The 24412-nt window shown below is 60.4% G+C and carries 27 protein-coding genes and 1 pseudogene; 17 read left to right on the forward strand and 11 right to left on the reverse strand.

The features are described from left to right. Nucleotides 1-160: 160 nt before the first annotated feature. Entirely contained in the window at nt 161-856 is a 696-nt protein-coding gene (locus NF876_RS35155; protein WP_262272737.1) for a secretin N-terminal domain-containing protein, read from the reverse strand. Between the two features lie 183 nt (nt 857-1039). Between NF876_RS35155 and NF876_RS35160 the strand changes: the two genes are divergently transcribed. The 13 genes and pseudogenes from NF876_RS35160 to NF876_RS35220 form a co-directional block, all read left to right on the forward strand. Continuing rightward, nucleotides 1040-1534 carry a nodulation protein NolB gene (locus tag NF876_RS35160; RefSeq protein WP_114948599.1) on the forward strand — a complete coding sequence of 165 codons (495 nt, stop codon included), beginning with the start codon at nt 1040-1042 and terminating at the stop codon, nt 1532-1534. 9 nt (nt 1535-1543) lie between these two features. Beyond that, on the forward strand, nt 1544-2410 hold the full coding sequence (gene sctJ / locus NF876_RS35165; RefSeq protein ID WP_114948598.1) for a type III secretion system inner membrane ring lipoprotein SctJ: 867 nt from the start codon (nt 1544-1546) through the stop codon (nt 2408-2410). 78 nt (nt 2411-2488) lie between these two features. Beyond that, nucleotides 2489-3067, forward strand: a complete 579-nt coding sequence (locus NF876_RS35170) for a nodulation protein NolU (RefSeq protein ID WP_371823135.1) — start codon at nt 2489-2491, stop codon at nt 3065-3067. Beyond that, complete coding sequence (gene sctL / locus NF876_RS35175; RefSeq protein ID WP_210806566.1) at nt 3064-3687, forward strand: type III secretion system stator protein SctL; 624 nt, start codon at nt 3064-3066, stop codon at nt 3685-3687. The genes NF876_RS35170 and sctL overlap by 4 nt, the downstream gene beginning before the upstream one ends. Nucleotides 3688-3695: 8 nt before the next feature. Beyond that, on the forward strand, nt 3696-5042 hold the full coding sequence (gene sctN / locus NF876_RS35180) for a type III secretion system ATPase SctN (RefSeq protein ID WP_210806563.1): 1347 nt from the start codon (nt 3696-3698) through the stop codon (nt 5040-5042). After that, nucleotides 5018-5554, forward strand: coding sequence for a hypothetical protein (locus tag NF876_RS35185; protein WP_210806561.1), 537 nt, complete (start codon nt 5018-5020; stop codon nt 5552-5554). The genes sctN and NF876_RS35185 overlap by 25 nt, the downstream gene beginning before the upstream one ends. A 44-nt stretch (nt 5555-5598) precedes the next feature. Further along, the gene (gene sctQ, locus NF876_RS35190; RefSeq protein WP_210806558.1) at nt 5599-6660 is read left to right on the forward strand and encodes a type III secretion system cytoplasmic ring protein SctQ; all 1062 of its coding nucleotides are present in this window, start codon (nt 5599-5601) and stop codon (nt 6658-6660) included. Next, entirely contained in the window at nt 6653-7318 is a 666-nt protein-coding gene (gene sctR, locus NF876_RS35195) for a type III secretion system export apparatus subunit SctR (RefSeq protein ID WP_114948592.1), read from the forward strand. Before sctQ ends, sctR begins: the two co-directional genes overlap by 8 nt. 29 nt (nt 7319-7347) lie before the next feature. Then, on the forward strand, nt 7348-7608 hold the full coding sequence (locus tag NF876_RS35200) for an EscS/YscS/HrcS family type III secretion system export apparatus protein (protein WP_210806555.1): 261 nt from the start codon (nt 7348-7350) through the stop codon (nt 7606-7608). Continuing rightward, on the forward strand, nt 7605-8423 hold the full coding sequence (sctT, locus tag NF876_RS35205) for a type III secretion system export apparatus subunit SctT (protein ID WP_210806552.1): 819 nt from the start codon (nt 7605-7607) through the stop codon (nt 8421-8423). The genes NF876_RS35200 and sctT overlap by 4 nt, the downstream gene beginning before the upstream one ends. Beyond that, nucleotides 8420-9457, forward strand: a complete 1038-nt coding sequence (locus NF876_RS35210; RefSeq protein ID WP_210806550.1) for an EscU/YscU/HrcU family type III secretion system export apparatus switch protein — start codon at nt 8420-8422, stop codon at nt 9455-9457. The genes sctT and NF876_RS35210 overlap by 4 nt, the downstream gene beginning before the upstream one ends. A 95-nt stretch (nt 9458-9552) precedes the next feature. Further along, nucleotides 9553-9801 (forward strand): hypothetical protein, encoded by a 249-nt coding sequence (locus NF876_RS35215; RefSeq protein ID WP_210806548.1) that lies wholly within the window; start codon nt 9553-9555, stop codon nt 9799-9801. Between the two features lie 658 nt (nt 9802-10459). Beyond that, nucleotides 10460-10603: pseudogene (locus NF876_RS35220) on the forward strand (transposase); the annotation flags it as partial. Between the two features lie 145 nt (nt 10604-10748). On the opposite strand, the gene istB (NF876_RS35225) reads toward NF876_RS35220, so the two are convergent. Both istB (NF876_RS35225) and istA (NF876_RS35230) read right to left on the reverse strand, forming a co-directional pair. Next, nucleotides 10749-11501, reverse strand: a complete 753-nt coding sequence (gene istB, locus NF876_RS35225; protein ID WP_210806546.1) for an IS21-like element helper ATPase IstB — start codon at nt 11499-11501, stop codon at nt 10749-10751. A gap of 11 nt (nt 11502-11512) precedes the next feature. Beyond that, nucleotides 11513-12976 carry an IS21 family transposase gene (gene istA / locus NF876_RS35230; protein WP_373696769.1) on the reverse strand — a complete coding sequence of 488 codons (1464 nt, stop codon included), beginning with the start codon at nt 12974-12976 and terminating at the stop codon, nt 11513-11515. Between the two features lie 170 nt (nt 12977-13146). Between istA (NF876_RS35230) and NF876_RS35235 the strand changes: the two genes are divergently transcribed. Continuing rightward, nucleotides 13147-13842, forward strand: a complete 696-nt coding sequence (locus NF876_RS35235) for an IS5 family transposase (protein ID WP_256439472.1) — start codon at nt 13147-13149, stop codon at nt 13840-13842. A gap of 44 nt (nt 13843-13886) precedes the next feature. Here the strand turns inward: NF876_RS35235 and NF876_RS35240 are convergent, their stop codons facing one another. From NF876_RS35240 to NF876_RS35255, 4 genes are all read right to left on the reverse strand, one after another. Continuing rightward, nucleotides 13887-14273 (reverse strand): transposase, encoded by a 387-nt coding sequence (locus tag NF876_RS35240; protein WP_262272733.1) that lies wholly within the window; start codon nt 14271-14273, stop codon nt 13887-13889. A 77-nt stretch (nt 14274-14350) separates the two neighbouring features. Next, the gene (istB, locus tag NF876_RS35245; protein ID WP_262272734.1) at nt 14351-15097 is read right to left on the reverse strand and encodes an IS21-like element helper ATPase IstB; all 747 of its coding nucleotides are present in this window, start codon (nt 15095-15097) and stop codon (nt 14351-14353) included. Between the two features lie 13 nt (nt 15098-15110). Then, complete coding sequence (gene istA, locus NF876_RS35250; protein ID WP_262272738.1) at nt 15111-16619, reverse strand: IS21 family transposase; 1509 nt, start codon at nt 16617-16619, stop codon at nt 15111-15113. A gap of 364 nt (nt 16620-16983) precedes the next feature. Beyond that, nucleotides 16984-17565 carry a winged helix-turn-helix domain-containing protein gene (locus NF876_RS35255; protein WP_210806541.1) on the reverse strand — a complete coding sequence of 194 codons (582 nt, stop codon included), beginning with the start codon at nt 17563-17565 and terminating at the stop codon, nt 16984-16986. A gap of 222 nt (nt 17566-17787) precedes the next feature. Between NF876_RS35255 and NF876_RS35260 the strand changes: the two genes are divergently transcribed. Next, nucleotides 17788-18144 carry a transposase gene (locus NF876_RS35260; protein ID WP_247654261.1) on the forward strand — a complete coding sequence of 119 codons (357 nt, stop codon included), beginning with the start codon at nt 17788-17790 and terminating at the stop codon, nt 18142-18144. Nucleotides 18145-18406: 262 nt separating this feature from the next. Then, the gene (locus tag NF876_RS35265; protein WP_262272735.1) at nt 18407-18541 is read left to right on the forward strand and encodes a hypothetical protein; all 135 of its coding nucleotides are present in this window, start codon (nt 18407-18409) and stop codon (nt 18539-18541) included. 73 nt (nt 18542-18614) lie between these two features. Here NF876_RS35265 and NF876_RS35270 read toward each other — a convergent pair whose 3' ends face one another. The 4 genes from NF876_RS35270 to NF876_RS35285 all read right to left on the reverse strand — a co-directional run bounded on the left by NF876_RS35270 (nt 18615) and on the right by NF876_RS35285 (nt 23743). Continuing rightward, nucleotides 18615-19133: a tetratricopeptide repeat protein gene (locus NF876_RS35270; protein WP_247654260.1), complete on the reverse strand. Its 519-nt coding sequence runs from the start codon at nt 19131-19133 to the stop codon at nt 18615-18617. Nucleotides 19134-19179: 46 nt separating this feature from the next. Then, nucleotides 19180-21291 (reverse strand): type III secretion system export apparatus subunit SctV, encoded by a 2112-nt coding sequence (sctV, locus tag NF876_RS35275; RefSeq protein ID WP_210806536.1) that lies wholly within the window; start codon nt 21289-21291, stop codon nt 19180-19182. Nucleotides 21292-21854: 563 nt separating this feature from the next. Beyond that, the gene (locus NF876_RS35280) at nt 21855-22745 is read right to left on the reverse strand and encodes a SctD/MshK family protein (RefSeq protein WP_210806534.1); all 891 of its coding nucleotides are present in this window, start codon (nt 22743-22745) and stop codon (nt 21855-21857) included. An 800-nt stretch (nt 22746-23545) separates the two neighbouring features. Next, the gene (locus NF876_RS35285) at nt 23546-23743 is read right to left on the reverse strand and encodes a hypothetical protein (RefSeq protein ID WP_210806532.1); all 198 of its coding nucleotides are present in this window, start codon (nt 23741-23743) and stop codon (nt 23546-23548) included. Nucleotides 23744-23855: 112 nt separating this feature from the next. Between NF876_RS35285 and NF876_RS35290 the strand changes: the two genes are divergently transcribed. Further along, nucleotides 23856-24412: transposase (locus NF876_RS35290; RefSeq protein ID WP_262272736.1), on the forward strand; the 557-nt coding region annotated here is incomplete at its 3' end.

A 24412-nucleotide genomic window follows, 5' to 3' on the forward strand; every position in this document is an offset into this window, starting at 1 on the left:
TTGATCGCACCACATTCTCTTTCCAGCCCACCTGGCCGACGATCGCTGCGTCCCGAATCTCATCATGACCGGTTCAGCTTTCGACAACCTGACTAACTCCAAAGAATCGATTCAGGATGCGGCCGCGGCTGGTACCTCCTCAGAAGCTGCGGGATCCCAGTTATTTCTGATTCGACTCACGCTTCACACCGTCCTGTGGCGGTACGTCAGAAAAATTGGAGACCTCCGGTCGTCCATCGCGCACGACCATGGTGGAGGAGCCCCGAAACAGTATCAGTACGGATTGCTTCGTCGGCGCCGCGACGGGAAGCTGCGCACGCGCCTCGGCGACGAGGCCGTTGAACGTCTGCTCCACGAGCGTGACGAAGCGAGGTGGGCCGGAAACCAAGACGAGACCATTCCCCGGCGCCGGCCTTACGACATAGCGGGCATCGGATATGTCAAGCTCATCGAGAGCTGTCTTAAATGCATCGAAGCGAACCGGGGCCAGCACAAGCATCCGAGTCTGTGCTTCCCTGGCAGCAGACACATAAAGCACAAGGCCGTCGAAATACCACTGAAGATCGTACAGTTCCGTTAACCGGTCTAGGAACTCGCGCGGCGCCAAATCCGGCATACGCCCGCGAATCCGTCCCCTTACCTCGGCGCTGACGTTGACGCGAATTTTCAGGTTGCTTCCGAATTCCTTCAGCGCGGCAGAGAGATCCTGATCCAGAACCGTATACCTATAGGGCGTCGAGGGAAGCGATAGAGACAAGCCGAGAGTTGAGCGTATTTCAAAGGAGACGAAAAGCCCGACAAAGAAGAGTCTCTTCAGGTTGCGCAGAATGGTGGGTCGGATCTGAGCTCTTGACATGGCGTCCTGATAAATCAAAGGCTGAAACTCTCAAAACCACTTAAGCCGCGAAGACACCTTATTCTGTGATAATCGCGCCCTCGTAAGCTTGTCGTCAGCTCGCTTCGCTAGGTATCGGCGCAACAGCGGGTGAGAACCGGCTGGACTCATTCAACGCGAACGAGAAACAAATCGAGTCCTTGCATGATGATGCCTGTCTCGTCAATCTCTGCCAATCCGACCGAATTTTGTCCAGCGCCGGCATCACCGCCGCTGGGCGAGCAGGCGCAGTTTGAGTGTGCGCTAGCGCAGGCGGCCGCCGATTCGAAGAATGATACCGTGCTTGGGCCGGCAAGGGTGGTGCCAGTCACCGCGCCGTTGGATGTTGAACGCACGACCGCGCAGACAAGCCCCTGGGGCGACCGCCTGTTCCAGATGATCTCTCCCATCTGCCGAGACAATTCAGTTGCTTCTTCCGCGCCCGACAAGCAGCTAAGCCACGAAAAGAACGCTCTACCTGGGCCGGCGCAGAAGCTCCCTGTTGACGGTGCGGCAGCGGGAACGCCGATTGGGCACGATTTCGGCGCAATGATCGCTGGTCTGCGGGATCTCTACTTTGGCGTCACACAGATTTCTATAATTTCCAAGGGTGTCAGCGGCGTCACCTCGTCTGTGAATACGCTCATAAAGCAAGGATGAGCGGCGGCGATGATTAAGTTAGCTCACGTCAAAATGATCCATAGCTGGCCACTCGGTCGGCGATCGTTGCGCCTCGTCACGCTGCCACTTCTGTTTGCTCTTAGCGGTTGCAAGGTGGATCTTTACACACGGTTGCAGGAGCGTGAGGCGAATGAGATGCTCGCGCTTCTGATCGACAGCGGGGTCGACGCAGTCCGTGTTGCGGCGAAGGATGGAACCTCCTCGCTTCAGGTTGACGAGGAACAGCTTGCGCTGTCTATCGAACTCCTGAGCGCCAAAGGGCTGCCGCGCCAGTCTTTCAAAAATCTCGGCGAGATCTTCAGTGGATCAGGCCTGATTGCCTCACCGACTGAGGAGCGCGCTCGATATGTGTATGCCCTGAGCGAGGAGCTGTCGCGTACCATCAACGACATCGATGGGGTCTTTTCAGTGCGTGTCCATGTCGTTCTGCCGAATAACGACCTGTTACGATCAGGCGGTACGCCGTCCTCGGCGGCAGTTTTTATCCGCCATGATGCCAAAGAGGATCTTTCAGTTCTGCTACCGAAGATAAAAATGCTCGTCGCCGACAGCATCGAAGGACTGTCTTACGAAAAAGTCGAAGTGGTCTTTGTACCAGTGGCGCACTCCGTACGCGAACAACGGCTCGTACTCGAAAGTTTTTCGGCCCAACCATCGGGCTCGGTTCCAGCGCCCCTTCTAGCCATCGGGACGGGTGTTGCCGTAGCTTTACTTGCGGCAGCGTGCTATTTCTTAACCAGTACTCTAAGACGCCGGCACAGGCAATCATCGGGCACACGGGCCAAGCCCGAGGGTCGCTCGGTGGTTGCGCTATCGAGCCCGTTCGCAAAAAGTATCATCGACCGCAGCGCGTGACTGGTACTCCCGATGCCAATACTGATGCCCGCATCTACTTCCGGATCCGTTCAATCGCTCCAATCGCGTTCGGCGAGCTTGAACGATGTTGCCGCTTTGGCCCATCCAACCCGTCTTGCCGCGCGTCTTGATCCGGAGCTGTCCGCCACGACGTTAGTGCAGTTGCAGAAGCATCCCCGGCTGCAGTCAAGATTGGCGGAGCTGCTGCTTGACAATGAACTGCATGCGAGTGGAAGCAACTGGGAGCCGGATCTTCTCGGCGGGCGTGATCCCCAGCGGGTCGCGCTCCTTGCTGGTAGTGTCTGGCATGCGCGATCGCTGCTGAAGCTCGTTTCTAAGTCTGACCTCGCAGTACTTGCAGAGCACATTGGCGCTGATGCCCACGCGTTCGGCATCCGACATCTCGCCCATGCGATCGCGCTCGCAAACGCTCCGATTGCCGATCCTGAACAATTGGCGCAGCAAATCAACCACGACGGGCATGCCTGTCTCGGCGCTTGGCTCAATGACAGTACAGCCCTCGGCCGTAAGCGCGTTCTTCTTCGATTGCCCCTCGGGACCGCCGCAGAAAGCCCGTCGCCTGAACACAGTAAGGCCTCCGGCCGGCTGGTCTCGCTTGTCCTAACCCAGCTTGGTGCGGAGAACCGGGCCACATGACAGCCGACGCCCCCGCGCCTCCCATCACGCCGCAGATGCGCCCATTAGGGCCACTGATATCAGCGAGTGAACTCGAGACCTGGCATTGCGCTGCAGAAGCGCGTGATGCAGCAGACCGGCATCGGCAGCGGGTTCGCAGGTGGGCGCGCTCCGCCTATCAACGTGAATGGGCACGGGGCCGCGCCGATGGCCTGAATGCAGGCGCTGAGGAGATGGCCCGGCTCATCGCGCGGGCGGCGTCCGAGGTGGCGCGCCGGAGGGCGGTTCTAGAGCAGGAACTACCACAGCTGGTGATAGAGATAGTAACCGAGCTTCTAGGGGCCTTCGATCCGGGCGAGCTGTTGGTCACCGCGGTTCGTCATGCGATCGAGCGCAATTATAGCGGCGCGGAAGTTTACCTTCATGTGCATCCCACGCAGGTCGACATGCTCGCGCGTGCCTTTATTGGATGCGACGGGCGGGAGGGTCAGCCGAGGGTTCGAGTTGATCCGGATCCGACGTTGTCACCACAACAGTGCGTGCTCTGGAGCGAGTACGGTAATGTGGAGCTTGGACTTGACGCACAGATGCGTGCGCTGCGGCTTGGCTTTCGCGTCCATTCTGACGGGGGCGAACTGTGATCCCCCCAATGCCACAGCATACTAATCCCACCCATAGCCGTGCTCCCGATCCGGCAATCTCGTCTTTGAGGTCCATAGTAAAGCAAATCGACACGCGTGTCGTGCGTGGCCGAATCACGCGCGCCGTAGGAACCCTTGTCAATGCCGTGTTGCCGGGTGCTCGGATTGGCGAGCTTTGTCTGCTGCAGGATGCGCGAACCGGCCTGTCGCTTGAAGCAGAGGTGATCGGTTTGTTGGACAATGGGGTATTGCTCACGCCAATCGGTGACTTAGTGGGTCTGTCCAGCCACGCAGAGGTCGTACCCACCGGACGAATGCGTGAAGTGCCGGTCGGTCCCGATTTGCTTGGCCGTGTGATTGACAGTCGTTGCCGTCCACTTGACAGCAAGGGCGACGTCAAAGCTGCCGAAACCCGTCCGCTGCACGCCAGGGCGCCTAATCCAATGAAAAGGCGCATCGTTGAGCAGCCCTTCCCGCTCGGGATCCGCGCCCTGGATGGTCTCCTCACATGTGGAGAGGGCCAGCGAATTGGGATTTATGGCGAGCCTGGTTGCGGCAAGTCGACGTTATTGTCACAGATCGTAAGAGGTGCCATTGCCGACGTCTTCGTCGTCGCCCTCATAGGCGAGCGTGGACGTGAAGTTCGTGAATTCATCGAGCGGCATCTTGGGGAGGAGGGCCTCCGCCGTACGATCGTCGTTGTTGAGACCTCGGACCGCTCGGCCGTGGAGCGGGCGCAGTGTGCTCCTGTGGCGACCGCGCTGGCGGAATACTTTCGCGAACAAGGGTTACGTGTAGCGCTCATGCTGGATTCGCTGACGCGATTCTGCCGCGCCATGCGCGAAATAGGCCTTGCTGCTGGCGAACCGCCGACCCGGCGCGGCTTCCCTCCTTCTGTTTTCGCCATGCTTCCGGGCCTGCTGGAACGTGCCGGCATGGATGAACAAGGCTCGATTACAGCGTTCTATACGATCCTCGTCGAAGGTGACGGTGCCGGGGATCCAATCGCGGAGGAGTCGCGCGGCATTCTCGACGGCCATGTCGTGCTCTCGCGCGCTATTGCGGCACGATCGGATTTCCCTGCTATCGACGTGCTGCAGAGTCGCAGTCGTGTTATGGATGCGATCGTTTCTGACACCCATCGCGCGTCAGCGTCGTTTTTCCGCGATCTGCTTTCGCGCTATGCGGAGACCGAGTTTTTGCTCAAGGTCGGCGAATACCAGCAAGGCGGCGATCTGTTAACTGACCGGGCTGTCGCCACGATTGGGGACCTGAGAGAGTTTTTGCGCCAGCGCGAAGGCGAGGCGTCTGATTTTGAGGAAACGATCGCATGGATGTCGCGTCTGACTGCGTGAATCAGGTTCACGTCTTGAGGTTATCGTTTTTAAAGAATTTGCAAGAGCGTAGCGCGCTTAGGCAGCTATCGGCGAAGGACGGTCAGCGACGCATGGCCACCTCAGCTGTACAGAGCGCCTCCGAGGAGCTTGCAATTGCACTGCAACATCGCGAACTGCGGGAAGCGGCACTCTACGGAAAGTTGATGTCGCTTGACACATTGACTGGCGCTGCGCTCGACCGTCACCACCTTGAAATTGACCGGCTTGCGGCGGAAGTCACTTCTAGGCACCGCGTACTCGATGGTGCTCGCCTCGCTCAGGGAGAGGCCGAGGCAGCGGCGTCTGAAATGAGGGGCCTATGGGTCAAACGTTCGATAGCAAAGCACAAATGGAAACTTATTAAGGATGACGTCCGGCGCTCCGCAGATATTCATGCGGAGACCGCAGGCGAAATAGAAGCGGACGACGAGATATGCCATCGGTATGGGCGGGTTTCGCTCGCCCATTTGTCGCGCGACCCGGTCCGCTAAGCCCAAGGATCCTGAATGATGCGATTGTGCAGCATAGAGCCGCAATGGTAGCCGCTCTGGTCAAAACCACTGTCTTCGAACCAGCGCTAACATTGTCCCACGAGGTTGTCTCGTGGCTCAATGATATAGCATCTTCCAGGCGGCCCCTTCACAGCCGGATCGGCGACAAGCCGCTGTCGGTGCGGACACAAGGGCTTGTTTGGCAGCAGAAACCTTCCACTGTTCCGATGCTTGACTGCGTTTGGCGCGTCGGGGCTGAAACGATCGTCTTGTCGCTGTCACAGCGGCTTGTGGAGGCGCTCGTCGCGACAGTACAGAGCGGCCTTGCTTTGCCTTCCGAACCAACTGCTTCGCTCGTTCTCGAACTCGCACTCGATCCGCTTTTGGCTCAACTGGAGGGCCAGACGCAGCTGAACCTACAGCTTGTGGGCCTGGGTGAAGCCCTAACAGTGGCTCCTTATCTAGAGCTTGACCTCGTCTTCGGCTCGGTCGATGGCAAGGGCCGTCTGTTCCTGTTCTCTCCTCTTGATGGTTTGGTGCCGCCTGCCTTCCGCGCATTAGGCGAACTGATCCGCCAGTTGCCGCTACAGCCGCGCGAGGTTCCCCAGGAACTTCCGGCCATAGTTGCAGGAGTGGTCGGCACGCTCTGTGCTCCGGCAGCGCTTGTTCGCAAAGCATGTATCGGTGATGCTCTATTGCCAGACATATCTCCGTTTGGCCGCGGCCAGATGGTCCTGTCCGTGGGCCAGTTATGGGCCGGAGCAGACATTGAGGGCGACAACTTGATCCTGCGGGGTCCCTTCCGCCCGCGATCGCACCCCGTGGAGCATGTGGATATGACGACCCAACCCGAGTCCCGTCAAGAACGATCGGAAGCAGATCTCGATGATATAGAAATCATGCTTGTGTTTGAATGCGGCCGCTGGCCTATGTCTCTAGGAGAATTGAGAAGGGCGGGCGAAGGGCATGTTTTCGAGCTTGGTCGGCCGATCGACGGTCCCGTCGACATCCTAGCCAACGGTCGGCGCATCGGTCGTGGCGACATCGTGCGGGTCGGAGACGAGCTGGGCATCAGGCTTCGCAGCAGGTTGACATGCAATGACTGAGATTCAGCCGCCGATTCTATCACTTCTTGCGGTCACAGCCGGACTCGGCCTTCTGGTTTTGGCGGTCGTCACAACCACGGCGTTTATAAAGGTTTCGGTTGTTCTGTTCCTCGTCCGCAATGCGCTCGGGACCCAGACTATACCACCGAACGTCGTGCTGTACGCGGCAGCACTCATCCTCGCCACTTTCATCAGCGCACCTGTTATTGAACAGGCCTATAGTCGTATGACCGACTCGAGGATCCGTTATCAAACGCTAGACGACTGGGTAAGCGCCACGAAAGAGGGGGGAGAGCCCGTACGCGAGTATCTCAAGAAGTTCACAAGTTCAGAGCAGCGCCGTTTCTTCCTGTCCGCGACAGAAAGACTTTGGCCAGAGGAAATGCGCGCCAGAACCACACCCGATGATATCGCCATTCTCGTACCGTCCTTTCTATTTTCAGAACTCAAGCGCGCGTTTGAGATAGGATTCCTTCTCTACCTTCCCTTTATTGTCATCGATCTTATCGTAACGGCAATTCTGATGGCGATGGGCATGTCGATGGTGTCACCGACAGTAATCTCTGTCCCTTTCAAACTTTTTTTGTTTGTCGCCATTGATGGGTGGTCGAGATTGATGCACGGACTTGTGTTGAGTTACGCCACACCGGGAGGTTGAATATTACTCAGTCTAGCATTGTCACTCTTATGAGCCGGTCATTGATGGTTTTCATGATCTGGATTCTACCGCCGCTCATTGCGTCGGTGATTGTTGGCTTGGTCATCGGGATCATCCAGGCGGCGACGCAAATCCAGGATGAAAGCCTGCCCCTCACGGTAAAGCTTCTGGTTGTGGTGGCGGTGATTGGCCTGTTTGCGCCTGTGCTGAGCGCCCCGCTCATAGCGCTGGCTGACCAAATCTTTACCGAGTTTCCCGCAATCGCTCCTAGCTACCAGCCTCCACCATGATTGCGTTGCCGGCCGAGATTCAAAACCTGATCCATTCGGCTATCGAACTCCTCGCTGCAGCCGGCCTTAGCGCGGCTCGGGCGACGGGCATTATAATGGTGCTGCCGGTGTTTGCGCGGGCTCAGCTCAGCGGATTGATCCGTGGCTCCTGTGCTGTCGCCTTGGGGCTCCCGTGCTTGCCATTCGTCAGTGATGGATTGCAGGCGCTCGATCCGGAAACACGTCTGATCCAGGTGACTCTGCTCGGTGTGAAGGAGATCTTTGCCGGCCTATTACTTGGCACTTTCCTCGGCATTCCGTTATGGAGCCTTCAGGCGGCCGGTGAGTTTATCGACAACCAACGCGGCATCACCAGCCCATCCGCTCCGTCCGACCCCTCAACGAACAGTCAGGCTTCAGCGATGGGTATTTTTCTCGGGATCACCGCTATTACGGTCTTCGTCGCTTCGGGAGGCTTCGAGGTTGTGGCCAGCGCCCTTTATGGCAGCTTCCAGGTCTGGCCTGTGTATCGGTTCTACCCCACACCGACCGCCGGGGCAGCAACGGAGTTGTTAGAACTCCTCGACCACATGATGCTCACGACCTTATTGGTCTCCGGGCCTGTGGTGTCCTTCCTGTTGTTGGTTGACCTCTCAATGATGATACTTCTGCGCTTTGCGCCGCAATTCAAGTCGAGCCATCTGTCTCCGATCATCAAGAATATCGGGTTCCCGATTGTTATGACTGGCTATACTGCATATCTGGTGGTGGCAATGAGACTGGAGATCAAACCAGCGAATGGCGCGCTTGAGTGGCTGGGCGAACTGCTGAAATGAGCGAGTCGAGTGAAGAGAAGAAGCATGCCGCAAGCTCGCGCAAGCTAAACGAGGCGCGCAGAAGAGGGCAGATCGCGCGCAGCTCCGATTTCGTCCGTGCGGCCGCCACATGCGGTGGGCTCGGCTATATCTGGTTCAGAGGCAGCGAGATACAAGCCAAATGCCACGAAGCGCTACTATTGGTAGATAAACTGCAGAGCCTGCCCTTCAGTATAGCGGTCTGGCAGGCCCTCATCCTGCTCATCGAACTCACACTGGAAACTGTTGGCCCGTTGCTCGGAACCCTCATCGCTGCGGTAATACTGGCTGGATTGATAAACAACGGTGGATTTGTCTTCTCATTGGAGGCAATGACGCTCAATCTTGAAAAGATTAATCCGTTCGATGGGCTGAAGCGGATGGCGTCGGCGCGTTCGGCAGTGGAGGTTGGCAAGACTATAGTCAAAGCAATTGTCCTGAGCGTAATCTTTCTTCTCTTCCTTCTCGGCACGTGGAAGACGATGGTCTATCTTCCGATCTGCGGCGTGGGATGTATCAGCCTCGTGTTTACGCAAGCGAAACTGCTAAGCCAGATCGGAGCGGGTACCCTTCTGGTCGGCGGACTGATCGATCTCCTGGTGCAGCGTGCGTTGTTTCTGCGCGAAATGCGCATGACCAGAACCGAGGTGATGCGTGAGTTCAAGGATCAGGAAGGTACGCCGGAGCTAAAGACTGAAAGACGTCGCCTCTGGAACGAGGCTGCGCACGAGCCTTCGCTGGGAGTGCACCGGGCCACATTGCTCTTGGCAGGGAAGGCTGTACTCGTCGGTCTGCGTTACGTTCGTGGCGAGATCGGGGTGCCAATCTTGGTTTGCCGCGCCGAGGGTGAGGCTGCTCCAAAAATGTTAAGGGAAGCGCGGAGGCTACGTGTCCACATCCGCCGTGATGATGTTCTTACGCGTCAGCTTATCAGCGCGACGAAGCTGGGCGAAGCCATTCCTGCGCAATATTTCGCACCTGTCGCGAAAGCTCTTTACTCTGCAGGTTTAGTATAAATTTGACCACAGCGTTGGCCGGCCGCGCGGGCCGCGGTCATTTTGTAGTTATGCAGGTCCCTCCACAAATCGGGCTTCACTGATTCCATGTTTGTGTGGGCCGCAGCGATCTTGAGCGTCTGAGCAAAGAAGAACTGATCGAGTTGGCGCTGCAACTGCAGGGGCTGCAAAAGACCTCGCCCAAATCCTCCGAACCTCCCTCGACTGATCGCAAGGAGCCGCGCGAGCGCTCCAAAACGGGCTACGAAGGCCGCAGCCGGATCCTCCTATCTACGCCGTATGAAGTGGTCGAGCACCGTCCTAACCGGTTCTTGCGCTGCGAAGCCGTTCAGATAGCGGATTAGTCGGCGGAGACGATCAGCATCCACGGGCAATTTGACCTCCCGGAGGTGGCGACCCGCGTCACTTTATGTCGGCGCCTGACGGTGCGCTGCCGGCGCGTGGACGCGGATCGCCGCATCCGTGCCGGACGCTGCAAGGGGACACCGTTCGTGTCACACGCCCATGCCATCACTTATCACGACACCTCCCAGGCTCTGTCCTACAGGCTGCTGCAAAGCGCATTCGCGGACCCGTTCGGGCTCACCGTCAGCGAGGTGGGGTGATCAACGTCCTGTGGCTGGCGAGGGTGCCCTCGGGGCCGAGCGCAATTGAGGCATCGCGGCGTTGGGCCAGGCCCGGGTCATCGCCTCTGATCAGACCGGTGTGCGGACCGAGGGTGCGAACGCCTGGCATTGGGTGTTCCGCTGCTCGGATACTGTAGTCCGTCACGTCTCCCTGGCCCGCGAGGCGTGACGGACCCTTATGGGTGGGCACCGGCCCGAGGTCTGGTGCTCCGACCGCGCCAGCGCGCAAAAGGGTCATATGCGACAACGCTTTCGTGAAGCTCATTAAGAGGCTGGTGAGCAATTTCATTGCTCAACCTAAGTCTTTGATTCATCATAGGTGTGGAGCTGGCCGCTGCTGCGGATGTGGGCTGTTTGACGATCCTGGAGCCCTGCCATGGATGCCAGTTGCTACGCCAGTGATCTCACCGATGCGGAATGGGCGCTGCTCGAGCCCCTCATCCCCCGCAGCCACCCTGCCGGGCGACGACAGACCTATCCCTTACGGCGCATCGCCGACGCCATCTTCTACCTGCTGCGGATACCGGTGAAGCCGGACGCGTATTCCAAGGTGAAGCCGGACACCCATTCCGATTTCATTCCGGACAGCGTTCCGATCTGAAGCCGGACACTCTCCTCGTTTGATCCTGGGTCATGGGAGATGGTGGAGTGGGATTGGCCGGTCGTCAATCGGACGATGATGCAGCGGCCGGGGAGCGCTGCTTGCGCAGGCTCTCGCCGGACAGTTCAATCCTGTAAGCATTGTGGATCAGGCGATCCAGGATCGCATCGGCGATGGTCGGATTGCCGATGATCTCATACCAGCGGTCGACCGGGATCTGGCTCGTCACGATGGTGGAGCGCCGCTCGTACCGGTCCTCGACGATCTCCAGCAGATCCCGCCGCTGATCGTCAGCGAGCTTCTCGGGCCCCCAATCATCAAGGATGAGAAGATCCACGCGGGCCAGCGCCTTGAGCATCCGGGCATAGCGGCCGTCTCCCCGCGCCAGAGCGAGCGCCGCAAACAGCCTGGGCGCGCGGTGATACACCACCGAGAAGTCCTCCCGGCACGCCTTCTGGCCCAGCGCGCAGGCCAACCAGCTTTTGCCGACCCCGGCTGGTCCGGTCAGCAGGAGCCCGCGTCGTTCACGGATCCAGTCGCAGCCGGCCAGCTTGAGAAAGAGCCCGCGGTCGAGACCGCGCGCCGCCCTGAAGTCGACATCCTCGACATGCGCGTCATGGCGCAGGCGGGCCGCCCGCGCCCGGCTCTCAAACCGCTTCTGACAGCGCAGCGTCGCCTCGCGTTCGAGCAGCAGTGCAAGCCAGTCGCCATGCTCGAGAGCCCGAGCCTCGGGCTGGGATTGCAGAGCCTTGAAGGCACTGGCCATGCCGTGAAGACCAAGATCGGCCAGCAGAGCGAGAGTGGGATGGGTCAACATGCAGGATCTCCTTAGTGGAAGTAGCCGGGGCCGCGCAGGTTGGCGTGCTCCAGAATGGCGGTGGGCTCGGGATCGCGGGCCGACACCGCTTCAGCGCGAGCGGGTTCGAGATCGCGCAACAGGCGCAGAACCCCGAGGCAAGTCCGGAAGCCCTGCTCAGGATGCGGGCGGCGCGCCAGAATAGCCGTGATCAGACCTTCCGTCTGAGGGCCGACGGACGCCGCCCAACGGCGGAAGCGCTCCGGGGTCCAGTCGGCATAGCGCCGATGGGAACTCGGCATGTGGTCCGGGTCGGTGCTGTGCCGGCGCCCACCGTAGCGGCGCTGATGGGTTGCCACGCGCTGGCCGCGGTGGAAGATCTCGATCGTGCGGCTGGTGGCCCGCAGGTCGACCTGCGCGCGGATCAGGCCGTGCGGAACCGAATAGAAGAAGCCGTCGTACTCGACGTGATAGTCCGTGCCGACCCGCACGAAGCGCCATTCGGCGAACTCGTAGTCGTCGCCCGGCAGCGGCGCGAGCGCCGGGCGCTCCATCGTCTCGAAGAGATGCCGGCGGCTGACCCCGAGGCGGCGCACGACATGATCGTTGATGCGCTCGCACGCGCCGGCAATCGCCGCATTGGCTTCGGCCAGCGAGAAGAAAGTCTGGTGCCGCAGCCGTCCGAGAATGCAGGTCTGGGCAAAGCGCACGCCATTCTCCACTTTGGCTTTGTCCTTGGGCTTTCGTGGCCGCGCCGGCAGGATGCCGATGCCGTAATGCGCGGCCATCATGCCGTAGCTGCGGTTGATCTCGGGATCGTAGAACGAGGCCCGGTTGACCCCTGACTTGAGATTGTCCAGCACGATCAGGCGCGGAACGCCGCCGAAGACGCGGAACATGCGCCCATGCGCGCCAATCCAGTCCGGCAGGGACTGGGTCCAGGTCGCCTCGGCGTAGGTGAAGTTGGAGGCGCCGAGCACGGCGACGAAGATCTCGGCCTGGCGGATCTCGCCGGTGTCGGAATCAACGATGGCGATCTTCTTGCCGGAATAGTCGACGAACACTTTGTCGCCGGCAATATGGTCCTGGCGCATGGTCGGCGAGAGCCGGCTCTCAAACGAGCGGAAGAGCTCGCAGAAGCGGCTGTAGCCATAGCCGTTGGAATGGACGGCCCGGTACTCCTCCCAGAGGATTTGCAGGGTGACGCCGGGCTTCTTCAATTCGACGATGGCTTCGGCCCAGTGGGGCTCGGGCCGCCGGCGCTGTCCCTGCTTGACGCCGGCGCGGGCGAAAAGCCTGTTCTCCAGGGCCTCGTCGGTCAGGTCGCCGGGCAAGGGCCAGCTCAAGCCGGCCTGCTCGGCGCGCTTGAGGTTCTCCTGGACGGTGCTGCGCGCGATCCCGAGCCTCTCGGCGATGTCGCGCACGCTGATGCAGTCCCGGGCCAGGCGCAGCATCTGTCTCAACTGTCTCATGGTCAGCTTCCTCTTGGCGGGCATTCCATTCTCCTCGATGACGTGAGGAGGGTGATGCCCGAGTTGCTGACCCAGGGGATCATCAGAGTGGGGAAAGTGTCCGGTAATTGATCGGAACGGTGTCCGGCTTCATTCCGGAATGCTGTCCGGCGTCAAATCGGAATCCCCGTCCGGATTGAATCGGAATCCGCAACCTGCTCCGGACAGGAGCCCAATGGCGGCTACTGCCTCACGGATATCCGCCGCGCTACGCCGTCTTCTCCCATTATGCGCAGTGGCGCGAGAACGGCACATGGGAGCACATCACACAGGTGCTGCGCGAGAGGTATCGGCGCACGATCGGCCGGTCTCCTCAACCGAGTGCGGCGACTATCGATAGCCAGTCAGTCAAGACCACCGAGATGGGCGGACCGCGTGGCTATGATGGTGGCAAGAAGATCAAGCGCCGCAAGCGCCATCTTCTCGTTGATACACAAGGCAATCTGCTGAAGACCAGCGTGCAGCCCGCCGATCTCCACGATCGCGCCGGAGCCGAACTCCTGCTGGAGCGGCTGCAGCATCTGTTCCCGGCCATTGAGTTGATGTGGGCCGACACCGCTTATCGAGGGCTGAAGGACTGGTTGCGCAGAGCGCTCGGATGGAAGCTGTCGATTCCGCAACACTGGTGGTCCGGTGGTGTCTGGACGTGGGCCGACGCGGAGCCGCCGACGCGCCCGAGCGGCTTTCAGGTGCTCGCGCGCCGGTGGGTCGTTGAGCGAACCCTGGCATGGCTAACCACCAACCGGCGGCTGGCCAAGGACTACGAACGCCTGGTCGAGACCGGCGAGATGCTGCTCTATCTCGCCATGAGCCGCATCCTGCTGCGCCGTCTCACGCGAAAGGAAAGATAATTGCTCACCAGCCTCTAAAGGGCTAGTGAGACATCTAATGATCTTCACGGAAGGCCTGCAACAGAGAGGCCTGTGTGCCGAAAGAATCTGACGATCATTTCGGGTTGACCTTGCAAGCGACAGAATTCACGGCGGGCCAGGCGGTGCAGATCGGCGACTGATTCAGGTAGCGCATTGGCCATCGCTCGCTTGACAAGGGCATTGCATTGCTCCTCCGGGTTAAGCTCTGGTGCATAAGCCGGCAGGTAGGCGACCGCGTAGTCCTGCGGATGGGCCGCAATAAAATCGGTGGTGGCGCGTGAGCGGTGTGCGTTAAGCCGATCCCAGACCACCAGCAGCGGCGTACCGACGTTCCGGCTGAGGATACCGACGAAGCCGTCCACTTTGTCCAATCTGAAGCCGTCCAGGCATTCCGATTTCAAGCCGTCCATGGGTCCGAGGTGAAGTCGTCCACCTGAGTGCCGCTCTTCGGGTCAGGGATGGATGGTGGTTGAGGTGATGGCGCTGGTCAAGCGTCGGCTGGCGTGTGACGGGTCTTGCGCAGGCTCTCGCCGGTTAGATTTATCCGGTAGGCGTTGTGCACGACCCGGTCGAGGATGGCGTCCGCCAGCGTCGGAACGCTGCCGATCATCGCGTACCAGTTCTCGACCGGCACCTGGCTGGTGATCAGCAGCGAACCGGCATCGTAGCGATCCTCGACGATCTCCAGCAGATCGCGCTGCTGCTCACCGGTGAGCGCCTCAGGGCCCCAGTCGTCGAGGATCAACAGCTTGGCTCGGGCGAGGCTGCGTAACAGGCGAGAGTAGCGGCCATCGCTGCGGGCGAGATCGAGCGCCGCGAACAGCCGCGGCACTCGATGGTAGAGTACCGACAGGTCCTCCCGGCAGGCGCGGTGTCCCAGCGCGCAGGCGAGCCAGCTCTTTCCAACGCCACACGGGCCGGTGAGCAACAGATTGCGCCGCTCGCGGATCCAGTCGCAGGAGGCGAGCTTGAGAAACAGTGCTCGGTCGAGGCCGCGCGCGGCCCGGAAGTCAACATCCTCGACGCTGGCAGGATGGCGCAGTTTGGCTGCCTTAGCCCGGGTCTCGCAGCGCTTCTGCTGCCGCGTCGTCACTTCATGATCGAGGATCAGGCCGAGCCATTCGGCATGGCTGAGCGCGTCAGCCTCGGGAGTGGCGCTGAGCGCCTTGAAGCCTTTGGCCATGCCGTGCAGGCCCAGCGCGTGAAGCTGGTCGAGGGTGGGATGGGTCAACATGGGCGGTCTCCTGTCAGTGGAAATACCCCGGTCCGCGGACATTGGGGTGGGTGAGAACGGGGGTATCGGCGGCGGGAGCGCGCTCGCGGTGGGTGTCGAGAAGCGACACGATGCTCTTGTAGGTCAGTGCCCGGATCGCCAGGGCTTTGGCCGCGACCGCCTCGACACGGTCCTGCGGAAAGCCGCGCATGTGCTGCAAAACCCCGATGCAGGTGCGAAAGCCCTGCTCGGGATGGCGGCGTGCCGCCAGGATGGCGGCAATCAGCCCCTCGGTGTTGGGGCCGATCGCCGCCGCCCAGGAGCGGAAGCGCTCGGGCGACCAGGCGGCATAGCGGCGATGCGAGCTCGGCATGTGCTCGGCCTGCGTGCCATGCGCCCGTCCCGCATAACGCCGCGCGTGGGCTGCCACGCGTCCGCCCTTGTGGAAGGCCTCGACCGTGCGCTGGGTGACGCGCACCTCGACCTGCTGGCCGATGAGGCCAAACGGCACCGAGTAGAAGAAGCCCTCGACCTCGATGTGATAATCGAGCCCGACGCGGGCGAGCTGCCATTGCGCGAAGACGTAATCCTCCGCCGGCAAGGGTGCGAGGGCCGGCTTCTCGATCGTCTCGAACAACTGGCGCCGGCTGACGCCGAGCCGGCGCATGGGCACGCTGTTCATGCGCGCGACGGCCTCGGCGATCGCGGCATTGGCCTCCTGGAGCGAGAAGAAGGTGCGGTGGCGCAGGCGGCCGAGAATGTAGGATTGAGCAAAGCGGACCCCAGCCTCGACTTTGGCTTTGTCCTTCGGCCGGCGCGGTCGGGCTGGCAAAATGCCGACCTCGTAATGGGCCGCCATCTTGCCGTAGCTGCGGTTGATCTCGGGATCGTAGAACGAGGCCTTGTGGACGCCGCTCTTCAGGTTGTCGGGCACGATGAGCTTGGTCACGCCACCCTGGAACCGGAACATGCGCACATGCGCCTCGATCCAATCCGGCAGGGTCTGGGTCCAGGTGGCTTCGGCATAGGTCAGGTTGGAGGCGCCGAGGACCGCGACGAAGATCTCGGCGTGGCGGACCTCGCCGGTGAGGGGATCGACGATGGGCAGCTTCTTGCCCGAGTAGTCGACGAACACCTTGTCGCCGGCGACGTGATGCTGGCGCATGGTCGGGGTCAGGCGGCGCTCGAAGGAGCGGACCAGGTCGCAGAAACGCGAATAGCCGTAGCCGTCCGGATGGTCCGCCCGGTACTCCTCATGCAGGATGGCGATGCTGACGCCGGGCCGCTTGAGTTCCTGGACCAGGTGGGCCCAATCCGGCTCCGGCCGGCGGCGCGTGCCGACCCGGGTGCCCGCCCGGGCGAACAGCTTCTCCTCCAGGGCAGCGTCGGTCAGGTCCTCCGGCAGGGGCCAGGCCAGCCCAGCCGCCTTGGCGCGCTGGATGGCATCGCGCACGGTCGAGCGCGCCGCTCCGACAATCCGGCCGATCTCGCGATCGCTGGTTTGGCTGGCGTGGAGCCGCAGCACTTGCCGCATCTGTCGCATGGTCATCTCTCTGTTTGCTGGCATCGCGTCCCTCTCTGGTGGAGAGGTCGCAATGCCCCAATCGGATGACCCGGTGCAGCAGGGTTCTTCAGACCGATCCCTGGACGGGATCAAATCGGAAGGATGGACGGCTTCAAGTCGGAAGGGTGGACGGGATCAAATCGGAACCGGGGACGACTTCAAGTCGGTACACATGGACGGATTGCGTCGGTATCCGCATTCCGGCGGAAAGACCGCAGGGCCGCGATCACGGTGCTGCTTGTGACGCTGGTGCGGACATGACGGGCATAGAGCCGCCCGTCGGGCGTGATCGCCACGATGCTCGACACCTCCCGCCGTTTGCTGACGCGCTGCAGCACCGGGGTCAGCCCGCGCCGGGCCCAGGTCGTGCCCGGCCGGATCCGAGAGCTGTGGCCCGTCTCATCCATGAGCAGGAGCGTCCGGTGCTCCCGCTGCGCCTTTTTTTGAGCGCCACCCACTCGCGCTTAGGCCAGACCGCGATCACGAGTTCATCCCGCTCTTTGGCCCGGGTGGCGGGACGCTGCACGCTAAACCCATGCGCCTTGAGCGGACGCTCCAGATAGCGCGGATGATAGCGCACCCCGAACTCCCGCTCGATCAGGGCCGCGATGCGCTCGAGGGTCCACCGCTCGGTGGCAAAGCCTGCCGCCACTGCGCCTCGGTCCAGGAGTCGACCCAAGCGGGTCCAGGCTTTCTCATCCAGGCGGGGCAGCTGTCCTGGAATGGGTCGCGCGTGCAGGCCGTGCGAGCCCTCCTGGGCAAGGGTGACCGCCCAGCGACAGACGCTGGCGCGGCTCACCCCCAATTGGCGGGCGATCTCGGCTCGGGAGAGCTGTCCCTGGCGCAACAGCCTTGCGGCCGCGAGACGCCGCTCCTCCATTTGCTTCGGCGTCAGATGCGCCGGCCGCCACACGTTGTCCTGCATCGCGCACCTCCTCACGAGGATCGACACCGCCCTATGTTACACCACCTGCGTGAGAATCATTAATTTCGCGCTGCAAGTGATTGATTCACCATAGGTATGGTGTTGGGCCGCTGCGGCGGATGCGGGCTGTTGCAAGACTCACGAGCGCCGTCATGGATGCCTGATCTTACGCTAGCGATCTCAACGATGCCACATGGGCGCTGCTCGAGCCCTTGTCCCCGCATGTACCCAGCGGGAGGGCGGCAGACCTGTTCGTTACGACACTTCGTCGATGAGGTCTTCTATCTGCTGCGCACGGGAGCCCAACGGCTGTTGCTTCCGCATGAGTATCTACCCCGGTGCGGTGTCTCCTACCGCTATGCCCAGTGGCGGGAGGACGGCACTCGCGAGCACGTGACCGAGGCCTTCCGGGAGAGCGATTCTCGGACGATCGGTCGCAACTCGCAGCCCACCGCGGAGTTCATCGATGACCAGCCGGTCAAGACAACTGCGATGGCTGAAACGCGGGCTACGATCGCGGGAAAGCGCCCAAGAGCCGCAAGCGTCACTTGCTCGTCGACACACATGGCACGCTGCTGAAGAACACCGTGCAACCCGTCGACACCCAGATCGCGCACGGGTTGAACTCCCGTCGCAGGGTCGGCAGCATCCTTTTCCGGCCGTCGAGCGGCCGTAGCCAAATACCGCCTATCGTGACCTGGAGGACCGGCTGCACCGTGCGCTTTGCTGGGCTGACGATCCCGCAACACTGGAAGAGCCGCGGCGTTTGGATGTGTGTCGGTGCGGAACCGCCAATGCGACTGAGTGGCTTTCAAGTGCTTGCGCGAAGCTGGGTTGTTGAATGGACGATCGCCTGGTTGACCACCAACGGCGTCAGACTAAGAGCTACGAACGCCTGATCGAGACTCGCGAGATGCTGCTCTACCTTGCCATGAGCCGCATTCTGCTGCGCCCTCTCACGCGAAAAGAAAAGTAATTGCGCGCCATCCTCCGGAAACACGATTTGCGACCGCTTCTGACAGGCGCATCGAGTCTGGTGCAGTGCAAAGTTATTGTGACGGTGCCAATGCGCTCGGTTCGGAGTTCCCGTCAGACGCCAGGGACAAGTCGAGATTGTGTTGCACCATCTGATTTCCTGGCTCCCTTTTGAGGGCCTGCCGATATAGCACTTGTGCCGCGTCATGCCGCCCCTGAGTATCCAGAACAACTCCTTTCGCATTTAATGCGCGCAAGTTCTCCGGGTCTGCAACCAAGACTCTGTCGAGTACCTGAAGCGCCTCTTGCTGGCGCTTCTGTGCCAGCAGGACATTCGTAAGACTGATCGCCGCATCGACGTTACCCGGATGCTGCTCCAAATCCAACAAAGTCGGCACCTGTGAGTCCTGACCGACTGCGCGCAAAATGCGTTCGCGCATAGCCGGATCGATGTGTTCGGCGCCTAATAACGCTGGGGACGGCGTCTCCTCCATTGAACGATCCGGCTTACTCCAGCTCGCGCAACCGCCGAGAGGAAGGATGGCAAGTACGGCGACGAGAACTGATTTCAAGCGAAACGAAAGAAATGCCAATGAGCCTACAATCCTATACGAATACATGTCTAGTTCTCACCTTTCATCATGTGCTTTCGCCATCCGTTGATGGCAACGCGGATATCGCGAGCTTCCCCTGACGGCCCTCTAGCGTTTCCAGGCGGAGTGTAACCGATCCAGCGGGCTGAATCGTGAAGTCGGACGCAAGGTCCTGGTAGGAGAGCACAGAGAGATCGATCCCATTCCGCATGAGAAAACCGCGGACGAAGCGTCGGACATCCATCGAAGTTAATACGACAGGGTTGGTCTGATCCGACGCCGTGCTGGAAAGAACCTGACGCATCTGTGACACCAGAGCTTCGCTTTGCCGATCTTCTAGTACCAGCGTGGGGCCTGCCGCTGTGTCTCGAGCCGCACTGCGCACCAAATCCTCAGTTTCACGTTCGATAATCAAGGCGGCCACGATTCCGTGTCTGTTGGCATTGCGGTGACAGATCTGGCGTTTCATACAAGAGCGCACGTATTCCGTGAGAAGGGCGACATTTTGCTCACGCTCGCTCCATTCGGCTAATGCCTCCAACACGATGCGAGAGTTGCGGATCGGGACACCTTCATCCAGCAGGCGGCGGAGTACATCGGCGATCCGAGGTATCGGTGTCGTCCGCAGCACCTCCTTCACCAGATCAGCATAATCCCGCTCCATCCGGCCCATCCACCGGCTGGTCTCCTGGATGCCGATCAAGCGCGATGCATAGCGGGTCAACGTCGTTTGGACACGTAGCGCGAGGAGTTCGCTTGGATGGTGATACCTGATGCCAGCAGCTTTGAGAGCCGGTGCAAAGCTTTGTTCGGCCCAGATAGCGTCTGCTTGTGGATCATGCCGGAAGGGAATGCCACTCGATTCAATGTTCGCGAGCTCGTCTTTGAGCGTTAACTCTGTCGGATTAATCGAATTCTGCTCGACCGGCACGCTCTCGATATCTATCCTGAACTGTGAACCCAGCAGCTGCTGATCGGCAGCGACAGGAATACGGGGGACGATAATGCCGAGATCGGCGGAGACTAATTGAGAAACGCGCGCAATGTGCTGTTGTAGTTCGACTTGATTGATCGCACGCATAAGGTCCGGCGCAAGGAAGAGGACAATCGGACATGCCTCCGACGGCATGGTTTCGTTCTGAGGCTCCTCTGACGCTGCAGTTGTAGAAGCGGTGCCTCCCGCGCCCAGCCCATTACCCTTGACAACGCTTGCCGCGGCGAAGATCGCGGCTAAGATAAGAAAGACGGGCAGAGGAAAACCAGGAACGAGCCCCATCGCAACCAAAACAACGGCCGCAAGCCGCAATGCTCGCTTACTGCCCGTGAGTTGATTGACTATGTCGGTTCCAAGGTTAAGGCTCCCTGCCCCGGTCACACGGGTTACGATTGTCGCCGCGGTAATTGAGAGCAGGAGGGCCGGAATCTGCGAGATTAGCGCGTCGCCTATGGTCAGTAGGGTATAATGACGCAGCACCTCGCCGAAGGGCATACCCTTCGAAAGCAGGCCAATCGAAATCCCACCCAGCGCGTTGATGAAAATAATCGCCAGCCCGGCAACAGCGTCGCCCTTCACAAATTTCATCGCACCATCCATAGCACCGTAAAGTTGGCTTTCCTTCTCCAATGCGCTGCGCCGTGCCCGAGATTCGTCGGCATCGATGTCGCCATTTCGTAACTCTGCGGCGACCGCCATTTGCTTGCCCGGCAGAGCGTCGAGCGTGAAGCGCGCCGCCACTTCTGCTACTCGTTCGGCGCCCTTCGCGAGGACGATGAACTGCACCATAGTCACAACCAGAAATATAACAATACCGACCACGATATTGCCTGAGATCACGAATTCACCGAACGTGTGAATGATGCTGCCTGCCTCCCCTTCGGCCAGGATCATCCGCGTTGTTGCGATGGTGAGCGCCAGACGGAAGACCGTTGCAATCAAGATAACGCCGGGCAGAGAGGAAAATTCGAGTGGCGTGCTGATATACAAAGCAACCATTAGCAGCAGTACGGCCAATCCCATATTGAACCCGATCAGAGCGTCGATCACAATAAGAGGTATTGGCATCACCATCATAGCTATGGCCAGAATTAGCATCAGCGCGACCGTGAGGTCCGGGTTGGCCGGCGCGCGCTGGATCAGGTTACGCATGATGTTGGCCATGGAGCCTCCATTCGTGATCGTTTGAGAATCGCTATGCTGCTAAACAGCTTTCGAAGATCCACCACCCATCGCGACGCTTGAGACTGAAAGGTCGCGAGAACGGCTGGTTACCAGATGCATCCGTTCTGTGCAGGACCGTTAGAGTCCCCGCCGAAGTGGTCCGAGGCGAGCGTATGGGCTGGAAACCGCAAAAGTCGAGCAACCACAACCCAGCATGAGAGGCGAACTGCAGCAGGGGCAGGTTTCGCGTGCTTTGCGGGCAAGCGTGGCAGACGTAGGAAAGGCTGCCGAGCAAATCGCGCTGCTGCTTGGGGATAAGCACGACATTCCCGGTTTGGAACCGTGGTCTGTTATCGTGTAGCCTGGCGCCAGGCCCGGTCCCGCCTTCGGCGGGCCTCCAGCCAAGCTGCTTCCGGTTCCACCGGGGTAGGCACGCCCGCCGTAACTGGTTCTGCGGGACGACAACGCCTTCACGCAGCGCCCGACTTCCGGGGGCGACAGGGTAAGCGTGGCGGCTTGGCAAACGGAGTTCTCCTTAAAATTTGCCTAAAGACCGGAATCATCTAATACGGGAGAGAAGCAAGGCGGCCATTTCGGCTCAGCAGCACCTGCCTGTCCTCGATCCGATCGACTGTCCATCCATCGTCCAAAAGCGCCCCGATGAAATACTTCTCACCCTTGACGACAACATAGGGCGAGGGTCCGCGCCAAACCGCTTCAACTGCGATTGCGGACGGCGACTTCTCCTCCTTGGTGATTACCCTATTGACCAGTGTTAGAGCGCCCTTCGTGTGTTGATCGAACCACCGCTGAACCTGCTGCCATCGCGTGGCCGATGCGGACGTGACGGTGCCTTCAGCGGTAACAACACCCTTTGCGGAGCCGATCTTAATGTTGAGAAGGCCTGCTTTATCGATTGCTTGTTGCAGGTCTTTAGCAGCTGCCAGGGTAGTCTGATCATCGGTTTGGTCGTAGGTCAGTTTGGATTCAGGTTTGGCATTAGTTGAATTGGCGCTCGATGCCCGGGCGCTGCCGTAGTAGGAGAGAACCGCTGAGACTACTCCGATCCCGATCGAGCCCAGTAACACGAGAGCTGGCACAGGGATCGCGACGCGGGACGCAACTCTTGAACCAGCTGGCGCTGCACCCTGTGCCGACCAGAGTATCGACATCGCGCCTAGGTCAGTGATGGCCGGAAGAGGAACAAGACTAAACTCACCCGCGGCAATACTCCCGCGGCTCTCCACGTTGCATCCAGCGCCAAGGGCCTCCACCTCGATCGAATTGGCTCGAAGAGTGATACGAAGATGATTCGGCGCGAGTCCCTGCTCGACGAAGACGATGTCGGCATCAAGGCCGCTACCTATTACGTTCGTCCCTGGAGCCAGCGTTCCGGTCAGCCCGCAATAGAGGCCCGATAGAACTTCGAAATGAAGGCAAACCGCGTCGTCCAAGGATATTCTTCCGAACAAGGAGAGGAGCCGCACGGCAATCGCCGTGCGGCCCGTTTCAGCTCTACATCGCGCCACCAAGTAGTGCGATCGAGACTACCTAAGGCCGGCGTCAGACATCACGTAGCGCGTTCGTCGGCCGCCTTCTTGATTGTCGAGAGCTCCGTCGTAAGCGTGCGCAGCTGCATGCTCCTAGCCGTAGCTTCGGCGCTAACCGCTGCCAGATCGGCAAGTTGGGCCTGGAACGTAGCAGCGCCCGCCGTTTTGGTAGCTGCGCTCCCAGCCGCCGAAAGAATTGTACTAGCGCCGCTACCAGCGGTTCCTCCAATACCAGGCATATTGCTTTCCTTTCTTCGAATTGTGCCGTAATCAACGGCACGCTGCTTCCTGACGAGGACTATCCAGCGTCAGGTATCCTCTTCGGTCTCTGCCATAGCCTCCTCGGCATCAGCCATGACATCGTTCATTATAGTGAGCGCAACCGCTCTGAGCGCCAGTTCGAAGGCCTCTTGTTCTGATGCAGCTCGCGAGCCGTCGCCGGAATCGGATGGGACATCCGTCGGATCGTGCCCCCTGACCGGTTTGTTAGGATCTGATGGCTCGTTAGGATCAACCGGCTTTTTAGGATGGGGCGTTCCATGGCCCCCTGCGCGGGCCAAGGACACACCGAAGCTGCCAAAACTTCCAATTGCTGAGACCATCGGGTACTCCGGCGTTTATCTTCATTATGGACGGGCGGCGATGCCGCGTAGGCATCCACCTCCTCAAGCTAACGCCAACAGCTTTCGATAACCTGACGAGTGTTAGAAAAAATTGGAAGGCAAAGCTAGCTGGCCGGCCTGCTGTTCAAGTGCTGCCTTATAGACGACGGGATCGTGCCGAAAGCGGGTGCGCAGGGTTCGTGCGCGGCGGCCTCTTTGCAGACGCTGGCGCAAGCTCGTCCAGTGCTCCCGGTTCGCGGCGCCCAGATCTCGTGCCGTGGGCGCCTGCAGGAGGGTCACGGTGATCTTCCCTCGCGTTGGATACTGCTGGCGAATTCGTTATTCGGTGGAGCGGTTAAGGTGGGCTCAGCGTTCAAGCTGTGGGGGCTTGGGTCCAGACCTGGAGGGTTCCATGTCGCTCCGCCCGACCGTGAGTGCTGACGTTCCGACTTCGACCGCAATCGTTGCCCGTGCAGCCTTTCCCCAGGGCAATGCCTATCTGCGCTTGCGCGACCGCCTCGGGACGATCTTCACCGATGCCCAGTTCGCACCGCTCTTCGCCCATCGCGGTCAGCCGGCGGAATGTCCCTGGCGGCTGGCGCTGGTAACCCTGCTCCAATTCGCCGAGAACCTGTCCGACCGGAGGGCGGCCGAGGCCGTCCGAGGGCGCATCGACTGGAAGTACCTGCTGGGGTTGGAACTCACCGACTCTGGCTTCGATGCTTCGGTTCTCAGCGAGTTCCGCGGCCGTCTCATGGCAGGAGGCGCAGAAGAGCAACTGCTCGATACCCTTCTGGCACTCTGCCGTGAGCACAAGCTGCTGAGCGCCCGGGGCCGGCAGCGCACCGACTCGACCCATGTGCTCGGAGCCGTCCGCTTCCTGAACCGCCTCGAATGTGTGACCGAGACCCTGCGCGCTGCCCTGAATGCCTTGGCATCCGCAGCGCCCGAGTGGCTGCGTGCTGAGGC

It is taken from the genome of Microvirga yunnanensis (assembly GCF_025460875.1).